The organism is Sphingobacterium ginsenosidimutans (assembly GCF_039536865.1).
GTDB lineage: Bacteria > Bacteroidota > Bacteroidia > Sphingobacteriales > Sphingobacteriaceae > Sphingobacterium > Sphingobacterium detergens.
The window spans coordinates 360431-377142 of the sequence record NZ_BAAAZK010000010.1; the positions used below are offsets into that span (position 1 = coordinate 360431).

Sequence of the window (16712 nt, forward strand, 5' to 3'; positions counted from 1 at the left end):
AATAGTATGAAAGGATTATTAATAGCTTGCCTATTACTTGTAGCAAGTATGGCAAACGCACAGATTTCCAAGTTAGATAAACTTTTCGAGCAATATCAAGGGAAAAAAGGAGTAACGACGCTTAAAATTGGCGCCCCTATGTTCAAATTGTTGGGGAATTTAAAAATTGATGATGAGGATATGGAAACGATTACGCCACTACTCAAGAATGTTAAATCTTTACGTATGTTGATTGTAGAAGATGGTGAAGATAAGGACTTGACAGGTATCATTCGTGGTGCGGTTTCAAATTTAAAATATGAGGAACTTATGTCGCTCAACAGTGAAGGTCAAGATATTCGATTCATGGTGGAGAATATGTCTGCGAATGCAGATATCCTAAACAATTTGTTGCTTACAATAAATGGAGATGGACAAAATTTATTTATGATTCTTGATGGGGCAATACCTTTGAAAGACGTGACTAACTTGGTTAATGAGGGAAACAACAAAGTGAATAAGGACAAACAGAATAACAATAAAAAGTAGATATTATGAAAAGATTACTAACATTGTTATGCCTAATTGGAGTGCTATTTTCATTGCAATCCTGCATCATCAAAAAAGGCTCCAACATGGATTTCGTCAGGGGATCCAATGTTTCGAATAATGCAGAGATCGTTGCCATTAATTTGCCGATGTGGTTGACAAAACCATTTATCAAAAAGGCATTGCAGGATGAGAACGACGAGGATGCACAGGTCATGGCGGGCATCGTCAAAAAGTTGAAAAAATTCAGGATGATGACATTATCAAACAATGATCGTGAAAAGAATATGTTGATATTGGAAGATTACCATAAGTTTTTAAAGAAGAACAAATTTGAGGAACTACTGGTGATCAACAGTGAAGGGGAGGAGATCTCGATTAATGCGCGCATTGATAAAGATAATGTGATCAGCCGGGTTTCGCTATTGGTCCATGATGAAGGAGATGAAAGTGTATTTATGGATATAAAAGGTAAGTTTTCACTGGATGAGCTTGTTCAGGGATTGAATAAGATAAAATCGAAGGATAAAAAACTCGCCACTAAATTGGCTGATACCCATACTGTAGTTCAACAGGAGCTTTAGCTCAGACAGCGATTCTTGATTAAACAGCATATAAATGCCCCAAGAACTAAAATAGTTTTTGGGGCATCGTTTATTATACTTTCCTTTTATGAATGAAAGACGATGTCCAAGGCATCGAAAATATGCTTCTTGGCGGTATTTAAATCCGCGTCGGTATGTGCAGCGGAAACAAAACCAACTTCATAGCCCGAAGGACCGAAATAAACCCCTCTATTCAGGAGTTCACGGTGCATGATTTTGTATGATTCCATGGAAGCGTGATCAATTTCACTTGCTTTCTTGATATCTTCTTGCTCTGTAAATGCAAACCAGAAAATAGAGGCAACATGGAATAACTGTACTTGATAGCCTTTTTCAGCGATATAATCACGAAGATCCTGAACGAATGCCGCGGTTTTCGCATTTAAGTTTGTGTAGAAATCATCTTGCGCCAAAATAGTCAAGGCTGCAATACCTGCCGCCATGGCTACAGGGTTCCCTGACAAGGTACCAGCTTGATAAACGGCACCGTCAGGTGATATACATGCCATAAGCTCTTTGGATGCTCCATAGGCTCCCACTGGCATACCACCGCCTATAATCTTGCCATAGGTGATAATATCTGGCTGGATTTCGTAGTATGCAGAAGCCCCTTCAAAACCGATCCGGAATCCGGTGATTACCTCATCCATGATTAGCATACTCCCATTTTCTTTTGTGATATCACGTAGGAAATGCATGTATTCCTTGGATTGCATTAATAGACCATTGTTGGCTGGAATACCTTCAATGATTACTGCAGCAATTTGATCTTTAAATTCTGTAAAAGCAGCTCTCAGCGCGTCTTTGTCATTTAACTCGATGACGATTGTTTCCTCTGCAAAAGCTTTGGGAACGCCTGCCGAAGAAGTTTCTCCGAAAGTAACCAATCCAGAACCAGCCTTCACTAAAAGCGAATCCGAATGACCATGGTAACATCCGTCAAATTTGATAATCTTATCGCGTTTGGTATATCCTCTTGCCAAGCGGATTGCAGACATCACAGCCTCGGTTCCTGAACTGACGAAGCGGATTTTTTCGATATACTTATTTTTTTCAATAATCAATTCGGCAAGTTGATTTTCCAGAGCAGTAGGTGCGCCAAAACTCAACCCTTTACCTAATTGTGCGGCAACGGCCTCGCGAACTTGATCGTTATTGTGTCCCAAAATCAAAGGACCCCACGAACAGCAGAAATCGATGAACTCATTGCCGTCGGCATCCCAAAGACGTGCTTTGTCACCTCGTTCTATAAATAATGGGGTACCAAATACAGATTTAAAAGCCCGAACCGGAGAATTCACACCGCCGGGGAAATATTGTTTTGCTTTTTCAAATAATTCAGCAGATTTTGCTCTTGAAATATCAGGTGCTTGCATAGTCATTATATTTGAATGCGAAGTTATCTTTTTTTGCCAAGATAAGTCTCATGGAAACGTAAGGAATCAAGAATTCAGTGATATTCCTTATTTAAAGGTTGGGGTATCCTCTTTTTTTCGCAATAGTATTTCTTGTTTATTGATAAATAAAGTGATCTCGTTTGTTGAGTTTATTTGAATCTCAAATGGAGTTTTGTTGTCGTTGTATTTTCCAAATAGATTGGGACTAAATAGGTAACCACTAAATTTCTGTTGGTTTAATAGCATGAGGCTATCGATTTTCTGGTGTACTGAGGTATTAAGACTTCCTGCTTTTGAGTTTGTAAACGTAAAGAAAGCATCACCATTTTTATTAAATGCTACCGATTTTAATTTTGCGTCCTCGGCGATCCATACACCTTCCAGAAGTGAGTAAATAGGATGCTCATGGGCAGCAGAACCCGACAGTAAAAAACTGCTAATAAGAATACTTTTTAACATAATATGGATGTTTATAATAATTCGTTTGACTATGTTGGGGTCAAATAGTTTAAAAGTAGTGGCCCCAAAAAAGGTTCGAAAATTTAATTTCGAACCTTTTTAATATTTACTTTTGTCTTTGAGCAATTCGCTGTTTTTAGCGCGAAAACCTGATCTTATTTGCCTAAATAAAACCTTTTTCCAGAACTTCTTTGGCGTGGTAGGATAAAATTGCTGTTGCGCCCGCACGTCTGAAACTTAATAACGTTTCCAAGATCACACGTTCATCCAGCCAACCATTTTGAATGGCAGCTTTTAACATAGCATATTCACCACTGACATTATACACCGCGATTGGGAGATCAAAATTATCAGCGAGAAGTTTCACAATATCTAAATATGGAAGCCCCGGTTTAACCATTAGAAAATCTGCACCTTCTTGCGCGTCTAACTGGGCCTCGATAAGTGCTTCCTTTGCATTTGCAGGGTTCATCTGATACGTTTTCTTATCCCCGTGTTTAGGAGCAGAACCCAAAGCATCTCTGAAAGGACCATAATATGCTGATGCATACTTCGCCGTATAGGACATTAAAGACACGTTTGTGAAACCATTATGATCCAATAGTTCACGAATATACCCGATGCGTCCGTCCATCATATCTGATGGTGCGATAATATCTGCACCGGACTGCGCGTGTGCGAGTGCCATCTTGCCCAATACTTCCAATGTTTCGTCGTTTAGGATCTCGCCATTTTCGACAATTCCATCATGACCATCGCTGCTGTAAGGATCCATCGCTACATCGGTAACAATACAGGCTTCAGGGAAATTTTTCTTTACCGCTGCAATGGCGCGTAAATACAAACTTCCATCGCGGTAACTCTCCGTCGCATATTTGTCCTTCAATGATTCTTCGATATTGGGAAATAGGTCAAATGAACGTAAGCCTAATTTGAGGCAGCTTTCCACTTCTTTCAATAAATTATCTATTGAATAGCGGTAGATACCCGGCATAGATTTAACCTCGGTTTTTTGATTTTGGCCATCTACAATAAAAAGTGGAAAAATCAAATTCGACGCGTCTAAACGTGTCTCTTGAATCATGTCGCGAATCACGGCAGATTTACGATTTCTTCTCGGACGTTGTAACATTATATTTAATTTATTTATTATCTAGTGATCCAGTGTTGTTCAATTGCAAAGGCAGTAAATGCGTTTGCCAACTACTCAATACTAATTGCGCAATACTATTTAATATTCTAAGCCAAAAACAGCCTCTGAGAGACCGATCTCGTCTGGTGAATAGGGAAGTGTATAAGGAACATTCATCTCATCAAACTTGGCTCCGGTCGAACGACCGATGCAGATGACTTTTTGTCCCGGTTCTAAAAGATTGTCCGCAAAATAAGCTTCTACATTACTAGGGCTTGTAAATACCAGTACTTCTGCATTGGATGGATCGACGTCCTCTTCCAATACAGTCTCATAGACTGGGATATTAATGATTTTAGTTTCTGGACTTAATGCTTTCTGAATAGTCTCAAGCGATTCCTTTGCACGCGGGATAAGTACCGTTCCTCCATTTGCCAATTCGGCAAATTTCTTGGCGATTTCATCCATATTAATACCTTCGCTGTCACCGGAAAAATCCGCTACGCGATCGTACTTACGTAATATTTCTTCCGAACCACGGCCGATAACGCCAATTTTGGTCTTTTTACTTAACCGCGGCTCCAGATTGAAGAAATGCTCAATCCCGTTCTTACTTGAAAATATGATCCAATCGACATGTTTTAAGATAAAAGGATCCAACTTATTGATGATCGGAAATATTTTGATCAATGAACGGCCTTCGATCGTGATATTATGTTTGGCCATTGCACGAGCGAAGTAGGAATTTTCGTCTACCTCCCTGGAAATAAAGACAGATTGCGGCAACTTACGATCTTTTGCATACTTGCTGAAAATACGTTCAGCCAATCGGGTTGGATCAGTATCTCTCAAGTATACACGGTCGGGAAAGTCTTCACTTGTATCGGCAATGGAAGCCCAAGCTTCATATTCATCACCACTTTTACGGCAATAACATCCGAGTGGCGCATGACATCCAGCGTCAAATTTGTTCAATACCAATCGTTCTACTGCAATGGTTTTAGCGACCTCATTGTTATTTAATGGTTGCAATGCAGTAAAGAGTTCTTTATCGACTTCACGGATCTGAATAGCTAAGACACCTTGTGCTGGAGCAGGGATAATTTCTACCGGTGGAATTTCTTCGACATGAAAGTCTGTGATATCCATTTCGATACGGCTGATACCAGCTTTTGCCAGCACAATCGCATCGTATTGCTCGTCCCGCAGCTTCTGCATTCTCGTTTGGAGGTTACCTCTTAGATCGTCGAATTCTAGGTCTGGGCGCAAAGCCGATATTTGTGCTTTTCTACGGTTGGAAGATGTTCCGACAGTTGCATTATGTTTTAGGGATAGACGCTTCTTGATATCTACACAATCCTTGTGGATAATCAATAATTCGGAAGGATCCTCCCGTTCGGAAACAGCCGCAATAATCAATCCCGGCGGATTGATTGTAGGTAAATCTTTGTGTGAGTGTACAGCTAAATCAATGGTCCCATTCAAAAGTTCCTCCTCAAGCTCTTTGGTGAAAAATCCTTTACCTTCCAATTTATCCAGACGGAGGTGCTGAATAATATCACCTTGAGTTTTGATGACTTTTAACTCTGCTTCGATACCGATTTCCTGTAGTCGGTCTTTCACAAAATTTGCCTGCCACATTGCAAGAACACTTCCCCGGGTGCCAATAATTAGTTTTCTATTCACGTTATTTTACTTTACCTATTAAAATGTGTTTAATACCATTTATCGAAGCAAAAATAAATAAATAGGTGGAATATGTTGACACGTTACTGTCATTATCTAAAAGGAAATGATTGATAAACCGAAAATTAGAATAGCGGTAGGGCTACGACAAAAAGAAAGCCACATACGAATACCATTGTTGGTCGTATGTTAAGAAAGTAGCAGCTATATTTTGTCAGGAAATGATTGCAATGATATGATTGCAATTAGTTTTTCTCGGTCTCAGGTGTTTTAACCAAAATCTCTTTCGCCATTACCATTGGAACTTTGATGTATTTCTTTTCCATATAGTTGATGACTTTTTCCAATACTTCTCTTGCTTCAGGTGTCAATGCCTGTACTTCTTGTGCAAAGACCTCGTTTAAAGCAAATGATTTGATTTCTTTAATCTTTTCAGGAACTTCACGCATGGCGACCTCTACGCGACGCTGTTTGATCAGTGGTAAGAATTCCTGGATATTGTCTTGAATGATTTTTTCTGCACTGTCCAATTCGTTATAACGTTCTTGGATATTTTTCTCCGCAATAGCTTGCAGGCTGCTGACTTCGATGTAATGAATTGGGTTATTTTTGATTACTTCGGCATCAATATCATTTGGAACAGCTAAATCAATGATAATTTTCTTGTCGGTTTCACCATTTAATAGTGATTGGTACAACGTGTTATCAATAATTGATGTTGGTGCACCGGTACATGTAATCAGAATATCAAAACCTTCTTTGTATTCGCCAATGCTAGCAAGCGGATAAGCCTCAGCGTTTAACTCCTCAGCTAATGCTTTTGCATTTTCAAGCGTGCGGTTAAAAACGACAAATTTGGCTTTTTGATTTTTTTGGAAATATTTCGCTAAGTTTTGGTTTGTTTCCCCTGATCCGATAATGACGATCCTCGGGTTTTCAACCAACTTTAATTCACGTAGTTTACGGTAGGCAAGGGAGACAACAGAAATTGGGTTTCTGGAAATTTTAGTATAGGTATAAACTTCTTTTGCTGTCTTTACCAATCTGTCCATCATTAGACGAAGGAAATCACCCGTAAAACCGGCCTCTCTACAGCGGTCATAAGCTCTACGTACCTGCGCTAAGATTTCTTTTTCTCCAACAACCAAGCTTTCAAGTGAACAGGACATTCGAAGTAAATGATGTAAGGCATCCATTCCTTCATATTTGTTGACCTGACCCAAATAACATTGAAGTCGCTCTTGCGGAACACAGAAGTTCAATTTTCCCATAAACTCCGCAATAAATTCGTTGGTCAATTCGTGAGCTCCATAAAATACAAACTCTACCCGGTTACAAGTACCAATGTAAAAGATCTCCGGAATATCTAGGCTGTGTTTTAAGCTAATGAGGCGACTTTCTAAATCCTCATTGCAGATCACTAGATTACCTAGATCTTTTAATTCGACATGTTTATGAGTAAACGCTAATACTTTAAGATTTTTCAAAGCTCTAATCCCTCGCTTATATTTAACGGTACAAATGTAGCTTAAATGCTTTGTGCTTGTGTCAAAAATCTGTCAAAGGGATTAATTTAGAAAGATTTTAAATAGATGTTTTTTATTGTTAATATATTGTATTTTAGTGTGTTATATTTTATTTTTCGATTAGATGATTTTCATCACGTTGATGCGTGATGAAAATTTCGGTCTATCGAAGGTATTAAACTATTCACTATTGCCTGTATTTGTTTGTGCTGAGTCTATCGTTATGTCTTCCAATTCCTCCATATAAGGGGCCTCTTCAGCAGTGGTTGCTTCTTTAATTTCACTGTCACTATACTGATAATAGGTATCGAAAGTTTTTGTTCCTTTATTGTAAATTAAGGCATATTTAGAACTTTTGTTTTTAACAATAATTCCATCGGCTGGAGCGGGCACTAATTTCATCTCATCCATAAAAATCTGCTGCCCTTTTTTAAAACTATTGATCAAGGGAAGTTCACTGGAATATTCTTTCCAGAATAAGATATCTCCTTTTGCTGATATAATCCAGATCGCACTGCTTTGATAGTCATTTTTTTCCACAAGAAATGCCATTTCTTTGTTCCAATTATCTGCGTCATGACGATCAGTAAAATTACCGTAACAGAATACCGACTTTGCACGATCCTTTATGCGGGTAAATTTATAGATGGGTTTATCACCGGAAGGTTCCAGGTAGCTATTCCCCATAAAGATTTTTGTAATACCCCTGCGGTAACGTAATGGAATATTATCATATTCAGGGATTGTAAAGATGGCATTGTTCCAATGGGCGTAGTCATCAATGGAGCTCCAGCCATCAGCCTCTTCGAGATCTTTTGGATCTGCATTCTCAAATCCGTCCACGGCTGTTGCTGCACTATCTACAGGTATGGCATCAAGGTCTTGCCGCAGGACAAAAGTATAATATCCTCCACCGGCAAGTACGGCCAATAGCAAGACTATTCCAATAATGATATATCTATTTTTCTTTGATTTTGGCGGTGTTACCTGCTCCGCTGCAGTTTCTTCAAACGCTCTTTTCATGTTCAATATCCGGCTTAAATTTAAAATAAACTTTCAGGTACGAATTCCTTTCAATTGTTCGCTTTACTGTTATCTTTTGAAGTATGGCTCCTTGTTCGGAATTCTGTACGAGAATTTCGTTTTAAAAATAGATTAATTTTTCAGAAAATTGGGGACAAGTTATATAAGTGGCAATATTCAACTTATATTCGTATCAATTTTAAAGTAATTTGAACCATGGTCATCATTAGGAAGTATTTTGCCATTGTTGGACTTATCATTTGTTTTTTGTCCAGTATGACTCCATTTTTAAAAGTTCCTATTAAAGGTAACTGGAACCTTTATCAGGTGGACGCCTATTTATTTTTTATCACTATGCTGATTTTGGGAATAACAGCATTGTTATTTTTTGTTCGTGCAGTACGCGCCTATCAATGGATGACCAGGTTGGCAGCAGTTTGGTATCTAGTGAGTGTTTCTGCGGTATGGTTTAAAATCAACAACTATTTTGATTGGGGGTTTGCGGACAAACTGCTTTCCAAATCACTCCATATGCGTTGGGGCTGGATAGTATACCTAATCGGGATCCTGTTGTTGTTGTTGAGCACAAAGAAGATTGGGGCAACAAATGAGTAAGGCATCAAAAAAATAAGCTAGATAATTTATCTAGCTTATTTTTTGTTTGGACGATGCGGTATAAAATGCGTCTTTAATTTATCTAGTCCTAAATCCTCTTCGATTTTGTCCAATTCATAAGACCAGATTTTTGCATCCAAAATTTCATGAAGCACCTTTGGATTGGTCAGGTCCACTGGACGGACACGCTGTTCCTTATTGATCGGATTAGTCAGTTCCTGCAAACTGCTGCTATGTCTAATGATTTGAAAACGGAATGTCGGCCATTTTCCCACATTGGCAAAGTTTCCTGTATAGAACTGAATGGAATCATGTGGTGGTATTTTATTGCTAAAAAGTCCTTTCACTTTATTTGCTGTAGCTTCGGAAACCGATACAAGGAGTTCATAACTTGTCTCATTGATGATATGTAACTTGGCTAATCCATCTTTGTGATCGCCGGAAATGGCCAGTAAAATCCCTTTTTCTATAAACCGGTTTGGGGTCAATGGCGTGGCATGCTGATCAAGCTCGTCATCCGCTCGCCGCATATTTCCAAAAACGAGGGTTATCTTGTCCATAGGAACAGGAATTTCGAACCCAGTTTCATCTGTTACTCCTACAATATTGTTGGCTTGCATGGAGGTGATGTGGCCTTCAATGGGTTCATCCACAAACCTGACTAAATCGCCTATTCTAAATTTCATGTTTAATTTGTTTTTGTATCTATAATATGTAATAGTTTTTCAAGATCTGCATGGTCATTGTAGAGGTGGAATCCAACACGGATACCAGTGCCGCGAGGAAAACATTTTATACCCTCATCCATCAGGAGTTGAAAATTGTTTGGGTTAATCTGTATATTGAAGATATTGCTTTGTGGACGTCTATTGATAATGCTATCCAGGAGTAGCCCTCTATTGGCCAGTTCAACTCGCGCTTGCGCCACTAGATCTTGTGTGTATGAAACTGTTTCAGCATAACCCCATTGTTCAAACTGCATCAGAGACTGTTGTAGGGTTCCATGAGCTAAAGTGTCCAAATGCCCCGGTTCAAAACAAAGTTGAACGACAGATTTATTCATCCATTGATTGTTGAGATAACTGTAGTTTTTCTGTACGTCAGCATAGAGGATTTCTTTAAGCCGATCGTTTAACAGAATAAAACCATTTCCGAATCCAGCCATAAGCCATTTATATCCGCTACTTAACACGGCGTCGAAGCCTGACGTATTAAAATCAAATAAATCGGTTCCTAAAAATTGTGTGCCATCGCCAATAATTAGCAATTCAGGATGCTGATGTTTTAATTCCTGTATAAAAGAGAGGTCTATTTTTAAGCCAGAGATATACTGAACAATGGACAGAATAAGCACATCTGGCTTAAAAGTAGCTATGGCATCCAATATATTAGCCTCAAGCTGCTCGTCCATAGTGACGAAGCTATGTTCAAACCCCGTGATTATTGTCGGGAAATTTACCGACGGATAATCATTGTTTAAAAGTAGGACCTTATAATGTTTAGGTAGACCCGCTAACAATGCGTTGAATGCAAAAGAAAAGCAGCTTGACAGAAACACGTTGTTTCCCGGACAATTGAAGAATTGTCCAAGTGTATTTCGGCAGGAATCCAATGCAGCCCCCTGTTGTTCACGAAGTGTTGTGTTTGAATCATGGAATTCTTGATCCCGTTGCGCACGCCATTGCTTTGTTTCACGTGAAAGTAGACCTGAGCCAGGTGTAGTCAAGTAAGTTATCGCTGTGTCGATATCGAAATGTTTGCTATAGGGACTGTTCATATCTTAGGTCTTTTGTTAGTATTGCTAAATAATCTGATAAGGGAAGGTATTCACCACCCATGCTCTCCAAATGGGCTGTATGGAATTGGCAGTCAATCAATTGTAGGTCTATTTCCTGTGCGAGATAGATCAATGCCGCTTTGGATGCATTTGGTACTTTGGAAAACATGCTTTCACCACAAAATACACCATTGATCAGAACGCCATAAAGCCCGCCTACAAGTACGCCTTCTTGCGACACTTCAACAGAATGGGCGTAGCCCATGGTATATAGCGCTGTATAGGCCCTGATCATGTCTTCTGTGATCCATGTTCCATCTTGATCCTTTCTATTGATCGAAGAACAGGACTTGATGACTTCTTCGAAGTTTTGGTCTATGGAGATCGAAAATGTATTCTTCCGTATACAGGAAGCCATACTTTTACTGATCTTTATCTTGGATGGATAAATGACGAAGCGTGGATCAGGTGCATACCATAATATTGGGCTATCATCACTAAACCAAGGAAAAATACCATTGCTATAAGCTAATAATAGCCGTTCAGCCGAAAGGTCACCTCCGATGGCCAATAGACCATCTTTTTCGGCGTAGCTCGGATGTGGAAAATCAAGCTTTTTGCTATCCAGTTCAAATATCATTGATTCTTAGATCAGCCAGTTTAAGGTACATTATTCTTCTGGTTGGCGTGGCTCTTTACTTATTTCTTCAAATAATTTGTCCATGTGCTCCACATACTCATTGGTGTCATCAAGGAAAAAGTCCAATTGAGGGACAATTTTTACCTGGTTTTTAATTTTTGATCCCAACTTATAGCGTATCTCAGATGTTTTGGTACGGATAGCTTTAATATCTTCCTGTGCAGTCTTTGTGTTTAGAAAGCTTAAATAAACACGTGCGATAGCTAGATCAGGAGTAACTCGAACACGTGTAACCGTAATGAATGCCCCTGGAGCCCATGCCTTGCCATCGCGTTGAAATAATGCTGCTAAATCCTGTTGAATGACCCCAGCAAAACGTTGCTGTCTCTTGCTTTCTGTTCCCATCGTATACGTTTTATGTTGAATATTCTCAATATGATACACAAAGATAAGTATTTTAGGCAAGAATATATGCTACATGTTGACTAACTCCAGTGGTATGAATAAGAAAAAAGGCACATCTTGGTTTGACGTGCCTTTAAATTTCGATTCACAATTGGTTAGGTAATTTCTTGCAAGTTTTAAGACGTTGGGGTCTATCATATTTGGTTCTAAAATTCGGTGTATTTAAAGTGGTAAGTATTTACTAACCTTACCGGCTTTTATTTTTTCATCTCCCTTACACTACAAACATAGGAATACTTAAAAAACTGACAAAATAAGTTTTAAAAATAAAGTGAGTGGTTACTTATAAAATGTGTTTATCGCCATTTAACAAACTTTTAACATTTGTTTTTTTTTTGTAACAGGGTTTTTCCTACGTCAAAAATTCTACTTTTTACCCTTTCCATGAATAATGTTGAACCTAAAACAGCTTGGCATTGATATAACCATTTGCAATTGGTATTTTTGTCAAGTTAATAATATATATACATATCCGTAATCAAATCGATCGTTTAGAACAGCAGATAGTATAATGATCCTTATGATTGTTTCATACGCAAAAAACAAATCGGATATAGCATATGATCGGGTGATGGATAGAAGAAAATATCGCTGTAAGGCATATAAATGTCTTTAACGCGGGGATGTAATGACATACAAATAAATATTCTGAGGAAATTATTATGGGCTATGATCAGCAGCTAAACCGAAATGAATAATTGGCTCATCATAATTTCGTTATCATAAAACAAAATATATTAATGAAAATCTGGCAAAAAAATATAGATGTTGATTCATTTGTGGAATCATTTACTGTAGGTAATGACCGTGTAATGGACCTACAACTTGCAGCAGCGGATGTATTGGGCTCTTTGGCACATACACGTATGTTAAATAGTATCAACCTCATGACAGATGAAGATCTGGTTGTGGTACAGCAGGAATTGAAAAATATCTATAAAGAAATTTTAGCTGGAGATTTTCAGATTGAAGATTCTGTAGAAGATGTACATTCACAGGTTGAAATGTTACTTACACAGCGTATTGGTGAAGCGGGAAAGAAAATTCATTCGGGTCGATCCCGCAATGATCAGGTACTCGTAGATCTGAAATTATACTTCCGTTCCGAAATCCAAAATATTATTCAGAATACAGAGTCTTTTTTCAATGAATTGATTCAGCTTAGTGAGCGTTATAAGCATATTTTGATTCCGGGGTATACACATCTTCAAATTGCGATGCCTTCATCCTTTGGTTTGTGGTTTGGCGCCTATGCAGAAAGTTTAGTGGATGACCTCGAAATGATGAAAGCGGCCTGGAAGGTCTGTAATAAGAACCCACTGGGATCTGCCGCTGGCTATGGTTCATCTTTTCCACTAAATAGAACGATGACAACTCAGTTATTGGGCTTTGAAGATTTGAATTATAATGTGGTTTATGCACAGATGGGGAGAGGAAAGACCGAGCGTATTCTGGCACAGGGGATGAGTTCTATTGCAGCAACCCTAGCTAAATTTGCGATGGATGTCTGCTTATATATCAATCAAAATTTTGGTTTTATATCCTTTCCGGCACATTTGACAACGGGGTCCAGTATAATGCCACATAAAAAGAACCCTGATGTATTTGAGCTGATTAGGTCCCGTTGTAATAAAATTCAGGCCTTACCGAATGAAATCGCTTTGATGACAACGAACCTTCCTTCAGGTTATCACAGGGATCTCCAGCTGTTGAAAGAAAATCTATTCCCAGCATTTAAGTCACTTAATGAATGTCTTGAAATAGCTACGTTTATGTTGGCAAATATTTCTGTAAAAGACAATATTCTTGATGATCCCAAATACGATTATCTATTCTCGGTAGAGGTTGTAAACAATGAGGTGCTCAAAGGTGTGCCTTTCCGCGAAGCGTATCGGACTATTGGTATTGATATTGATGAGGGACGTTTCAAACCATCGAAAGAAGTAAATCATACACATGAAGGTAGTATCGGGAATCTATGTAATGATCAGATTCAGCGCATGTTTCAGCAGGTGAAAGCGACTTTCGAATTCGAAAAAGTAGAAAAGGCCCTAGAAGAATTGGTGAAATAGGGGCGTTGTGTCCTTGAGTATACGAATGAAATTGATACATGTTTGCTGAGTGGAATACGCTCCTAAATACAAGGAGAAAGGGTCAAATTCTTTAAGAATTTGACCCTTTCTTGTTATTTCTTTATTGAAAACTTGAAGTGCGTTTCTGAATCAAATTGCGCTCCGGCTTTTAACAAGGTTGAAGGAAATTCCCCTTGATTGGGGCTGTCGGGGAAATGTTGTGTTTCCAGACAAAATCCCGCATAGGGTAAATATTTATTTCCTCTTTTACCGATGTCGTTTCCTGTCATCCAATTCCCTGTATAAAGTTGCACGCCTGGCTCGGTAGTGAATACATCTAGCTGTATTCCTGTGTTTTTTGAATAGACCGTTGCACAGGGCTGCGAGATTGGTTTATTATTGACATAACAATGATCGTAGCCTTTGGCCGAGATGAGCTGCTCATCATTTTCTGTGATATCCTGCGCAATCTTTTTTGGGGTTCTAAAGTCAAAAGGAGTGCCTTCAACGGGTACGATCGCGTTGGGTATTTGATTTTCATCAACAAATAGCACCTCATCTGAATTTATTTGAAGCACCTGTTGCAATACATCTCCACTTCCTTCCCCATCAAGATTGAAATAAGTGTGATTTGTTAAATTAACATGTGTGTCAGCATCTGATTGCGCGTGGTATTTGATGACGATTTCGTTGTTTCTGGTTAGTGTATAAGAAACCATTACTTTTATATTCCCAGGGAAGCCTTCTTCACCATCTTTGGAAACATAGTAAAATTCTACATGGGATTGGTAGGTGACTCTGCGATCCCAAACTTTATCGTGGAAGCCTGAGATACCGCCATGCAAACAATTGATCCCATTATTTTGAGGAAGTGTATACTGATTCCCATTAATTTCAAATTTGCCATTTGCAATACGGTTTGCAAAACGGCCAGCAGTACAGCCATGGTATTTTTCGTCTGATTCCAGGTAGCCCTGTATTGAATCAAAGCCTAGGGCTACATCAACCAGATTACCTTTGTTGTCGGGGACTAAGATACTGACAATGCGCGCGCCATAATCCGTTAAGAGCACCTGCATACCACCCTCATTTTTTAACAAAAGTAAATGGGTGTTTTTTTCCTCTATAATGCCTTCAAAATATTTTGGAATAAGTGATTGATATTTAGTCATGATTGTTCCTATTGGTATTGAAAGTTAAAGATACAGAATATAACCTGTATAAAAATGACCTCGGTAACAGCTGCCTGTAAAATTTGTCATTTTGAGATTTGGTTCAAACCAATTATTGGAGAAATGGTATATTTGCGCTATGTCTGAAAAAATGAACTGGAAAGATTTGCTTTCTGCAAAACGCTGGGGGTATGAAGATAGAACAGCTGATAGCTACCTTGTGGCTCGATCGGAATTTCAACGGGATTATGATCGGTTGATTTTTTCTTCCCCATTTCGAAGATTACAGAATAAAACTCAGGTTTTTCCGCTTCCAGGGGCCGTGTTTGTACACAATAGGCTGACACATAGCTTGGAAGTAGCGAGTGTAGGTCGTTCACTCGGCCGTATGTTCTATGCACAGGTAAAGGAAGAAAACCCAAATATAGATACCGAATATCCGTTCCTACAAGAGGTTGGAAATATTATCTCAGCGGCTTGTCTCTCTCATGATTTGGGGAACCCTGCATTTGGACACTCAGGGGAGTCTGCGATATCTACCTACTTCACCGATGGAGACGGACGGAAATATCAGGAACAGGTAACAGCCGAAGAATGGGCAGATCTGACTCATTTCGAAGGTAATGCCAATGCCCTGCGGATTTTGACTCACGCTTTTCAGGGAAAAGATCCAAAAGGATTTGCTTTGACCTATACCTCATTGGCATCTATTGTGAAATATCCTTGTTTAGCTATTGATGGGCATGTCAAAAAAAGCCATCATCGCAAAAAATATGGTTTTTTTACAGAGGAGCAAAAAGCTTTTGAGAAAATTGCGGACGAGTTAGGGCTACTAAGAGATCCTTCCAATCCCAAGGGTTATTTGAGACATCCCTTGGTGTATCTTGTCGAAGCGGCCGACGATATCTGTTATAATATCATTGATCTGGAAGATGCGCATCATTTAAAAATATTATCCTACCAAGAAGTAGAAGAACTTTTGTTGCCATTATGTGGTTCCGAAAATCTCCGTGACCGATTGGACGGTTTGCTTGATACACCGAGTCGTGTGGCGCTTTTACGGGCTAAGGCAATTAACACCCTGATCAAAGGTTGTGTCGATGTATTTGTTCGTGAGCAAGAACAGTTTTTATCGGGAACTTTTTCATCCGCATTGATGGATGCACTGGATGACAGTATTGTAAAGCAAATGAACAAGATCTCGAAAATTTCTATAGCGAAGATCTATAATGCGCCAACGGTAGTCCAGATTGAGATTGCAGGCTACCGTGTTATGGATGCCCTGTTGAAAGAGTTTGTACCAGCATACCTCAAAAAGAATAAAAATAATTACGACAAGAAATTAGTTGCTTTGATTCCGGAGCAGTTTTATACAGACAAACAGGACTCCTATTCCAAAATCCGTTGTGTGCTGGATTTTGTTTCTGGAATGACCGATGTATATGCCATCGAACTCTATCGTAAGATTAAAGGAATAACAATTCCGAGTATCGAATAGGTTTGCGAACAATTTAGTTTGTTAACTAGTGATCCTGGTTATCGATTTGTTAAGATCATGCTTACTTTTGTAAGTTGTCTTGTCAAAAGTAAAAATGAAAATGCTTGATAAGCCATA

Annotated in this window: 16 protein-coding genes; 5 read left to right on the top strand and 11 right to left on the bottom strand. The window is 38.9% G+C overall.

All coding sequences use genetic code 11. The features are described from left to right. Nucleotides 1–6: 6 nt before the first annotated feature. Both ABFX33_RS26540 and ABFX33_RS26545 read left to right on the top strand, forming a co-directional pair. Nucleotides 7–528 (top strand): DUF4252 domain-containing protein, encoded by a 522-nt coding sequence (locus ABFX33_RS26540; RefSeq protein ID WP_346089286.1) that lies wholly within the window; start codon nucleotides 7–9, stop codon nucleotides 526–528. 5 nt (nucleotides 529–533) lie between these two features. Then, nucleotides 534–1112, top strand: coding sequence for a DUF4252 domain-containing protein (locus ABFX33_RS26545; RefSeq protein WP_120261680.1), 579 nt, complete (start codon nucleotides 534–536; stop codon nucleotides 1110–1112). A gap of 86 nt (nucleotides 1113–1198) precedes the next feature. On the opposite strand, the gene hemL is transcribed toward ABFX33_RS26545, so the two are convergent. From hemL to ABFX33_RS26575, 6 genes are all read right to left on the bottom strand, one after another. Further along, nucleotides 1199–2509 (bottom strand): glutamate-1-semialdehyde 2,1-aminomutase, encoded by a 1311-nt coding sequence (gene hemL, locus ABFX33_RS26550; protein WP_346089288.1) that lies wholly within the window; start codon nucleotides 2507–2509, stop codon nucleotides 1199–1201. A gap of 87 nt (nucleotides 2510–2596) precedes the next feature. Next, nucleotides 2597–2989, bottom strand: a complete 393-nt coding sequence (locus ABFX33_RS26555) for a hypothetical protein (RefSeq protein WP_346089289.1) — start codon at nucleotides 2987–2989, stop codon at nucleotides 2597–2599. Between the two features lie 163 nt (nucleotides 2990–3152). Next, nucleotides 3153–4121, bottom strand: coding sequence for a porphobilinogen synthase (gene hemB / locus ABFX33_RS26560; RefSeq protein ID WP_120261678.1), 969 nt, complete (start codon nucleotides 4119–4121; stop codon nucleotides 3153–3155). A gap of 99 nt (nucleotides 4122–4220) precedes the next feature. After that, nucleotides 4221–5807, bottom strand: coding sequence for a hydroxymethylbilane synthase (hemC, locus tag ABFX33_RS26565; RefSeq protein ID WP_121124517.1), 1587 nt, complete (start codon nucleotides 5805–5807; stop codon nucleotides 4221–4223). A 245-nt stretch (nucleotides 5808–6052) separates the two neighbouring features. Next, the gene (hemA, locus tag ABFX33_RS26570; protein ID WP_259186939.1) at nucleotides 6053–7294 is read right to left on the bottom strand and encodes a glutamyl-tRNA reductase; all 1242 of its coding nucleotides are present in this window, start codon (nucleotides 7292–7294) and stop codon (nucleotides 6053–6055) included. 219 nt (nucleotides 7295–7513) lie between these two features. Further along, on the bottom strand, nucleotides 7514–8356 hold the full coding sequence (locus ABFX33_RS26575) for a flagellar basal body-associated FliL family protein (RefSeq protein ID WP_346089292.1): 843 nt from the start codon (nucleotides 8354–8356) through the stop codon (nucleotides 7514–7516). Between the two features lie 216 nt (nucleotides 8357–8572). Between ABFX33_RS26575 and ABFX33_RS26580 the strand changes: the two genes are divergently transcribed. Next, nucleotides 8573–8971, top strand: coding sequence for a hypothetical protein (locus ABFX33_RS26580; RefSeq protein WP_346089293.1), 399 nt, complete (start codon nucleotides 8573–8575; stop codon nucleotides 8969–8971). A 35-nt stretch (nucleotides 8972–9006) separates the two neighbouring features. Here the strand turns inward: ABFX33_RS26580 and ABFX33_RS26585 are convergent, their stop codons facing one another. From ABFX33_RS26585 to rbfA, 4 genes are read right to left on the bottom strand one after another with little or no spacing between them, the layout of a single operon-like run. Then, on the bottom strand, nucleotides 9007–9657 hold the full coding sequence (locus tag ABFX33_RS26585; RefSeq protein ID WP_120261673.1) for a hypothetical protein: 651 nt from the start codon (nucleotides 9655–9657) through the stop codon (nucleotides 9007–9009). Nucleotides 9658–9659: 2 nt separating this feature from the next. Beyond that, on the bottom strand, nucleotides 9660–10748 hold the full coding sequence (locus ABFX33_RS26590; protein ID WP_346089295.1) for an aminotransferase class V-fold PLP-dependent enzyme: 1089 nt from the start codon (nucleotides 10746–10748) through the stop codon (nucleotides 9660–9662). After that, the gene (gene aat, locus ABFX33_RS26595) at nucleotides 10732–11388 is read right to left on the bottom strand and encodes a leucyl/phenylalanyl-tRNA--protein transferase (RefSeq protein ID WP_346089296.1); all 657 of its coding nucleotides are present in this window, start codon (nucleotides 11386–11388) and stop codon (nucleotides 10732–10734) included. The genes ABFX33_RS26590 and aat overlap by 17 nt, the downstream gene beginning before the upstream one ends. A 30-nt stretch (nucleotides 11389–11418) precedes the next feature. Further along, nucleotides 11419–11793 (bottom strand): 30S ribosome-binding factor RbfA, encoded by a 375-nt coding sequence (gene rbfA / locus ABFX33_RS26600; protein ID WP_120261670.1) that lies wholly within the window; start codon nucleotides 11791–11793, stop codon nucleotides 11419–11421. Nucleotides 11794–12593: 800 nt separating this feature from the next. Here rbfA and argH point away from each other — a divergent pair. Then, nucleotides 12594–13925, top strand: a complete 1332-nt coding sequence (argH, locus tag ABFX33_RS26605) for an argininosuccinate lyase (protein WP_120261669.1) — start codon at nucleotides 12594–12596, stop codon at nucleotides 13923–13925. A gap of 113 nt (nucleotides 13926–14038) precedes the next feature. Here the strand turns inward: argH and ABFX33_RS26610 are convergent, their stop codons facing one another. Continuing rightward, complete coding sequence (locus tag ABFX33_RS26610; protein ID WP_346089298.1) at nucleotides 14039–15097, bottom strand: aldose epimerase family protein; 1059 nt, start codon at nucleotides 15095–15097, stop codon at nucleotides 14039–14041. 139 nt (nucleotides 15098–15236) lie between these two features. Here ABFX33_RS26610 and ABFX33_RS26615 point away from each other — a divergent pair, with 139 nt between their 5' ends. Further along, nucleotides 15237–16595: a deoxyguanosinetriphosphate triphosphohydrolase gene (locus tag ABFX33_RS26615; protein WP_346089300.1), complete on the top strand. Its 1359-nt coding sequence runs from the start codon at nucleotides 15237–15239 to the stop codon at nucleotides 16593–16595. The last annotated feature ends 117 nt before the right edge of the window (nucleotides 16596–16712 follow it).

Coding starts and splice junctions, on each gene's coding strand:
- ABFX33_RS26545 (WP_120261680.1), top strand. CDS start 534: ATGAAAAGATTACTAACATTGTTATGCCTAATTGGAGTGCTATTTTCA.
- ABFX33_RS26590 (WP_346089295.1), bottom strand. CDS start 10,748: ATGAACAGTCCCTATAGCAAACATTTCGATATCGACACAGCGATAACT.
- ABFX33_RS26615 (WP_346089300.1), top strand. CDS start 15,237: ATGTCTGAAAAAATGAACTGGAAAGATTTGCTTTCTGCAAAACGCTGG.
- argH (WP_120261669.1), top strand. CDS start 12,594: ATGAAAATCTGGCAAAAAAATATAGATGTTGATTCATTTGTGGAATCA.
- aat (WP_346089296.1), bottom strand. CDS start 11,388: ATGATATTTGAACTGGATAGCAAAAAGCTTGATTTTCCACATCCGAGC.
- rbfA (WP_120261670.1), bottom strand. CDS start 11,793: ATGGGAACAGAAAGCAAGAGACAGCAACGTTTTGCTGGGGTCATTCAA.
- ABFX33_RS26555 (WP_346089289.1), bottom strand. CDS start 2,989: ATGTTAAAAAGTATTCTTATTAGCAGTTTTTTACTGTCGGGTTCTGCT.
- hemL (WP_346089288.1), bottom strand. CDS start 2,509: ATGCAAGCACCTGATATTTCAAGAGCAAAATCTGCTGAATTATTTGAA.
- ABFX33_RS26610 (WP_346089298.1), bottom strand. CDS start 15,097: ATGACTAAATATCAATCACTTATTCCAAAATATTTTGAAGGCATTATA.
- ABFX33_RS26585 (WP_120261673.1), bottom strand. CDS start 9,657: ATGAAATTTAGAATAGGCGATTTAGTCAGGTTTGTGGATGAACCCATT.
- ABFX33_RS26580 (WP_346089293.1), top strand. CDS start 8,573: ATGGTCATCATTAGGAAGTATTTTGCCATTGTTGGACTTATCATTTGT.
- ABFX33_RS26575 (WP_346089292.1), bottom strand. CDS start 8,356: ATGAAAAGAGCGTTTGAAGAAACTGCAGCGGAGCAGGTAACACCGCCA.
- ABFX33_RS26540 (WP_346089286.1), top strand. CDS start 7: ATGAAAGGATTATTAATAGCTTGCCTATTACTTGTAGCAAGTATGGCA.
- hemB (WP_120261678.1), bottom strand. CDS start 4,121: ATGTTACAACGTCCGAGAAGAAATCGTAAATCTGCCGTGATTCGCGAC.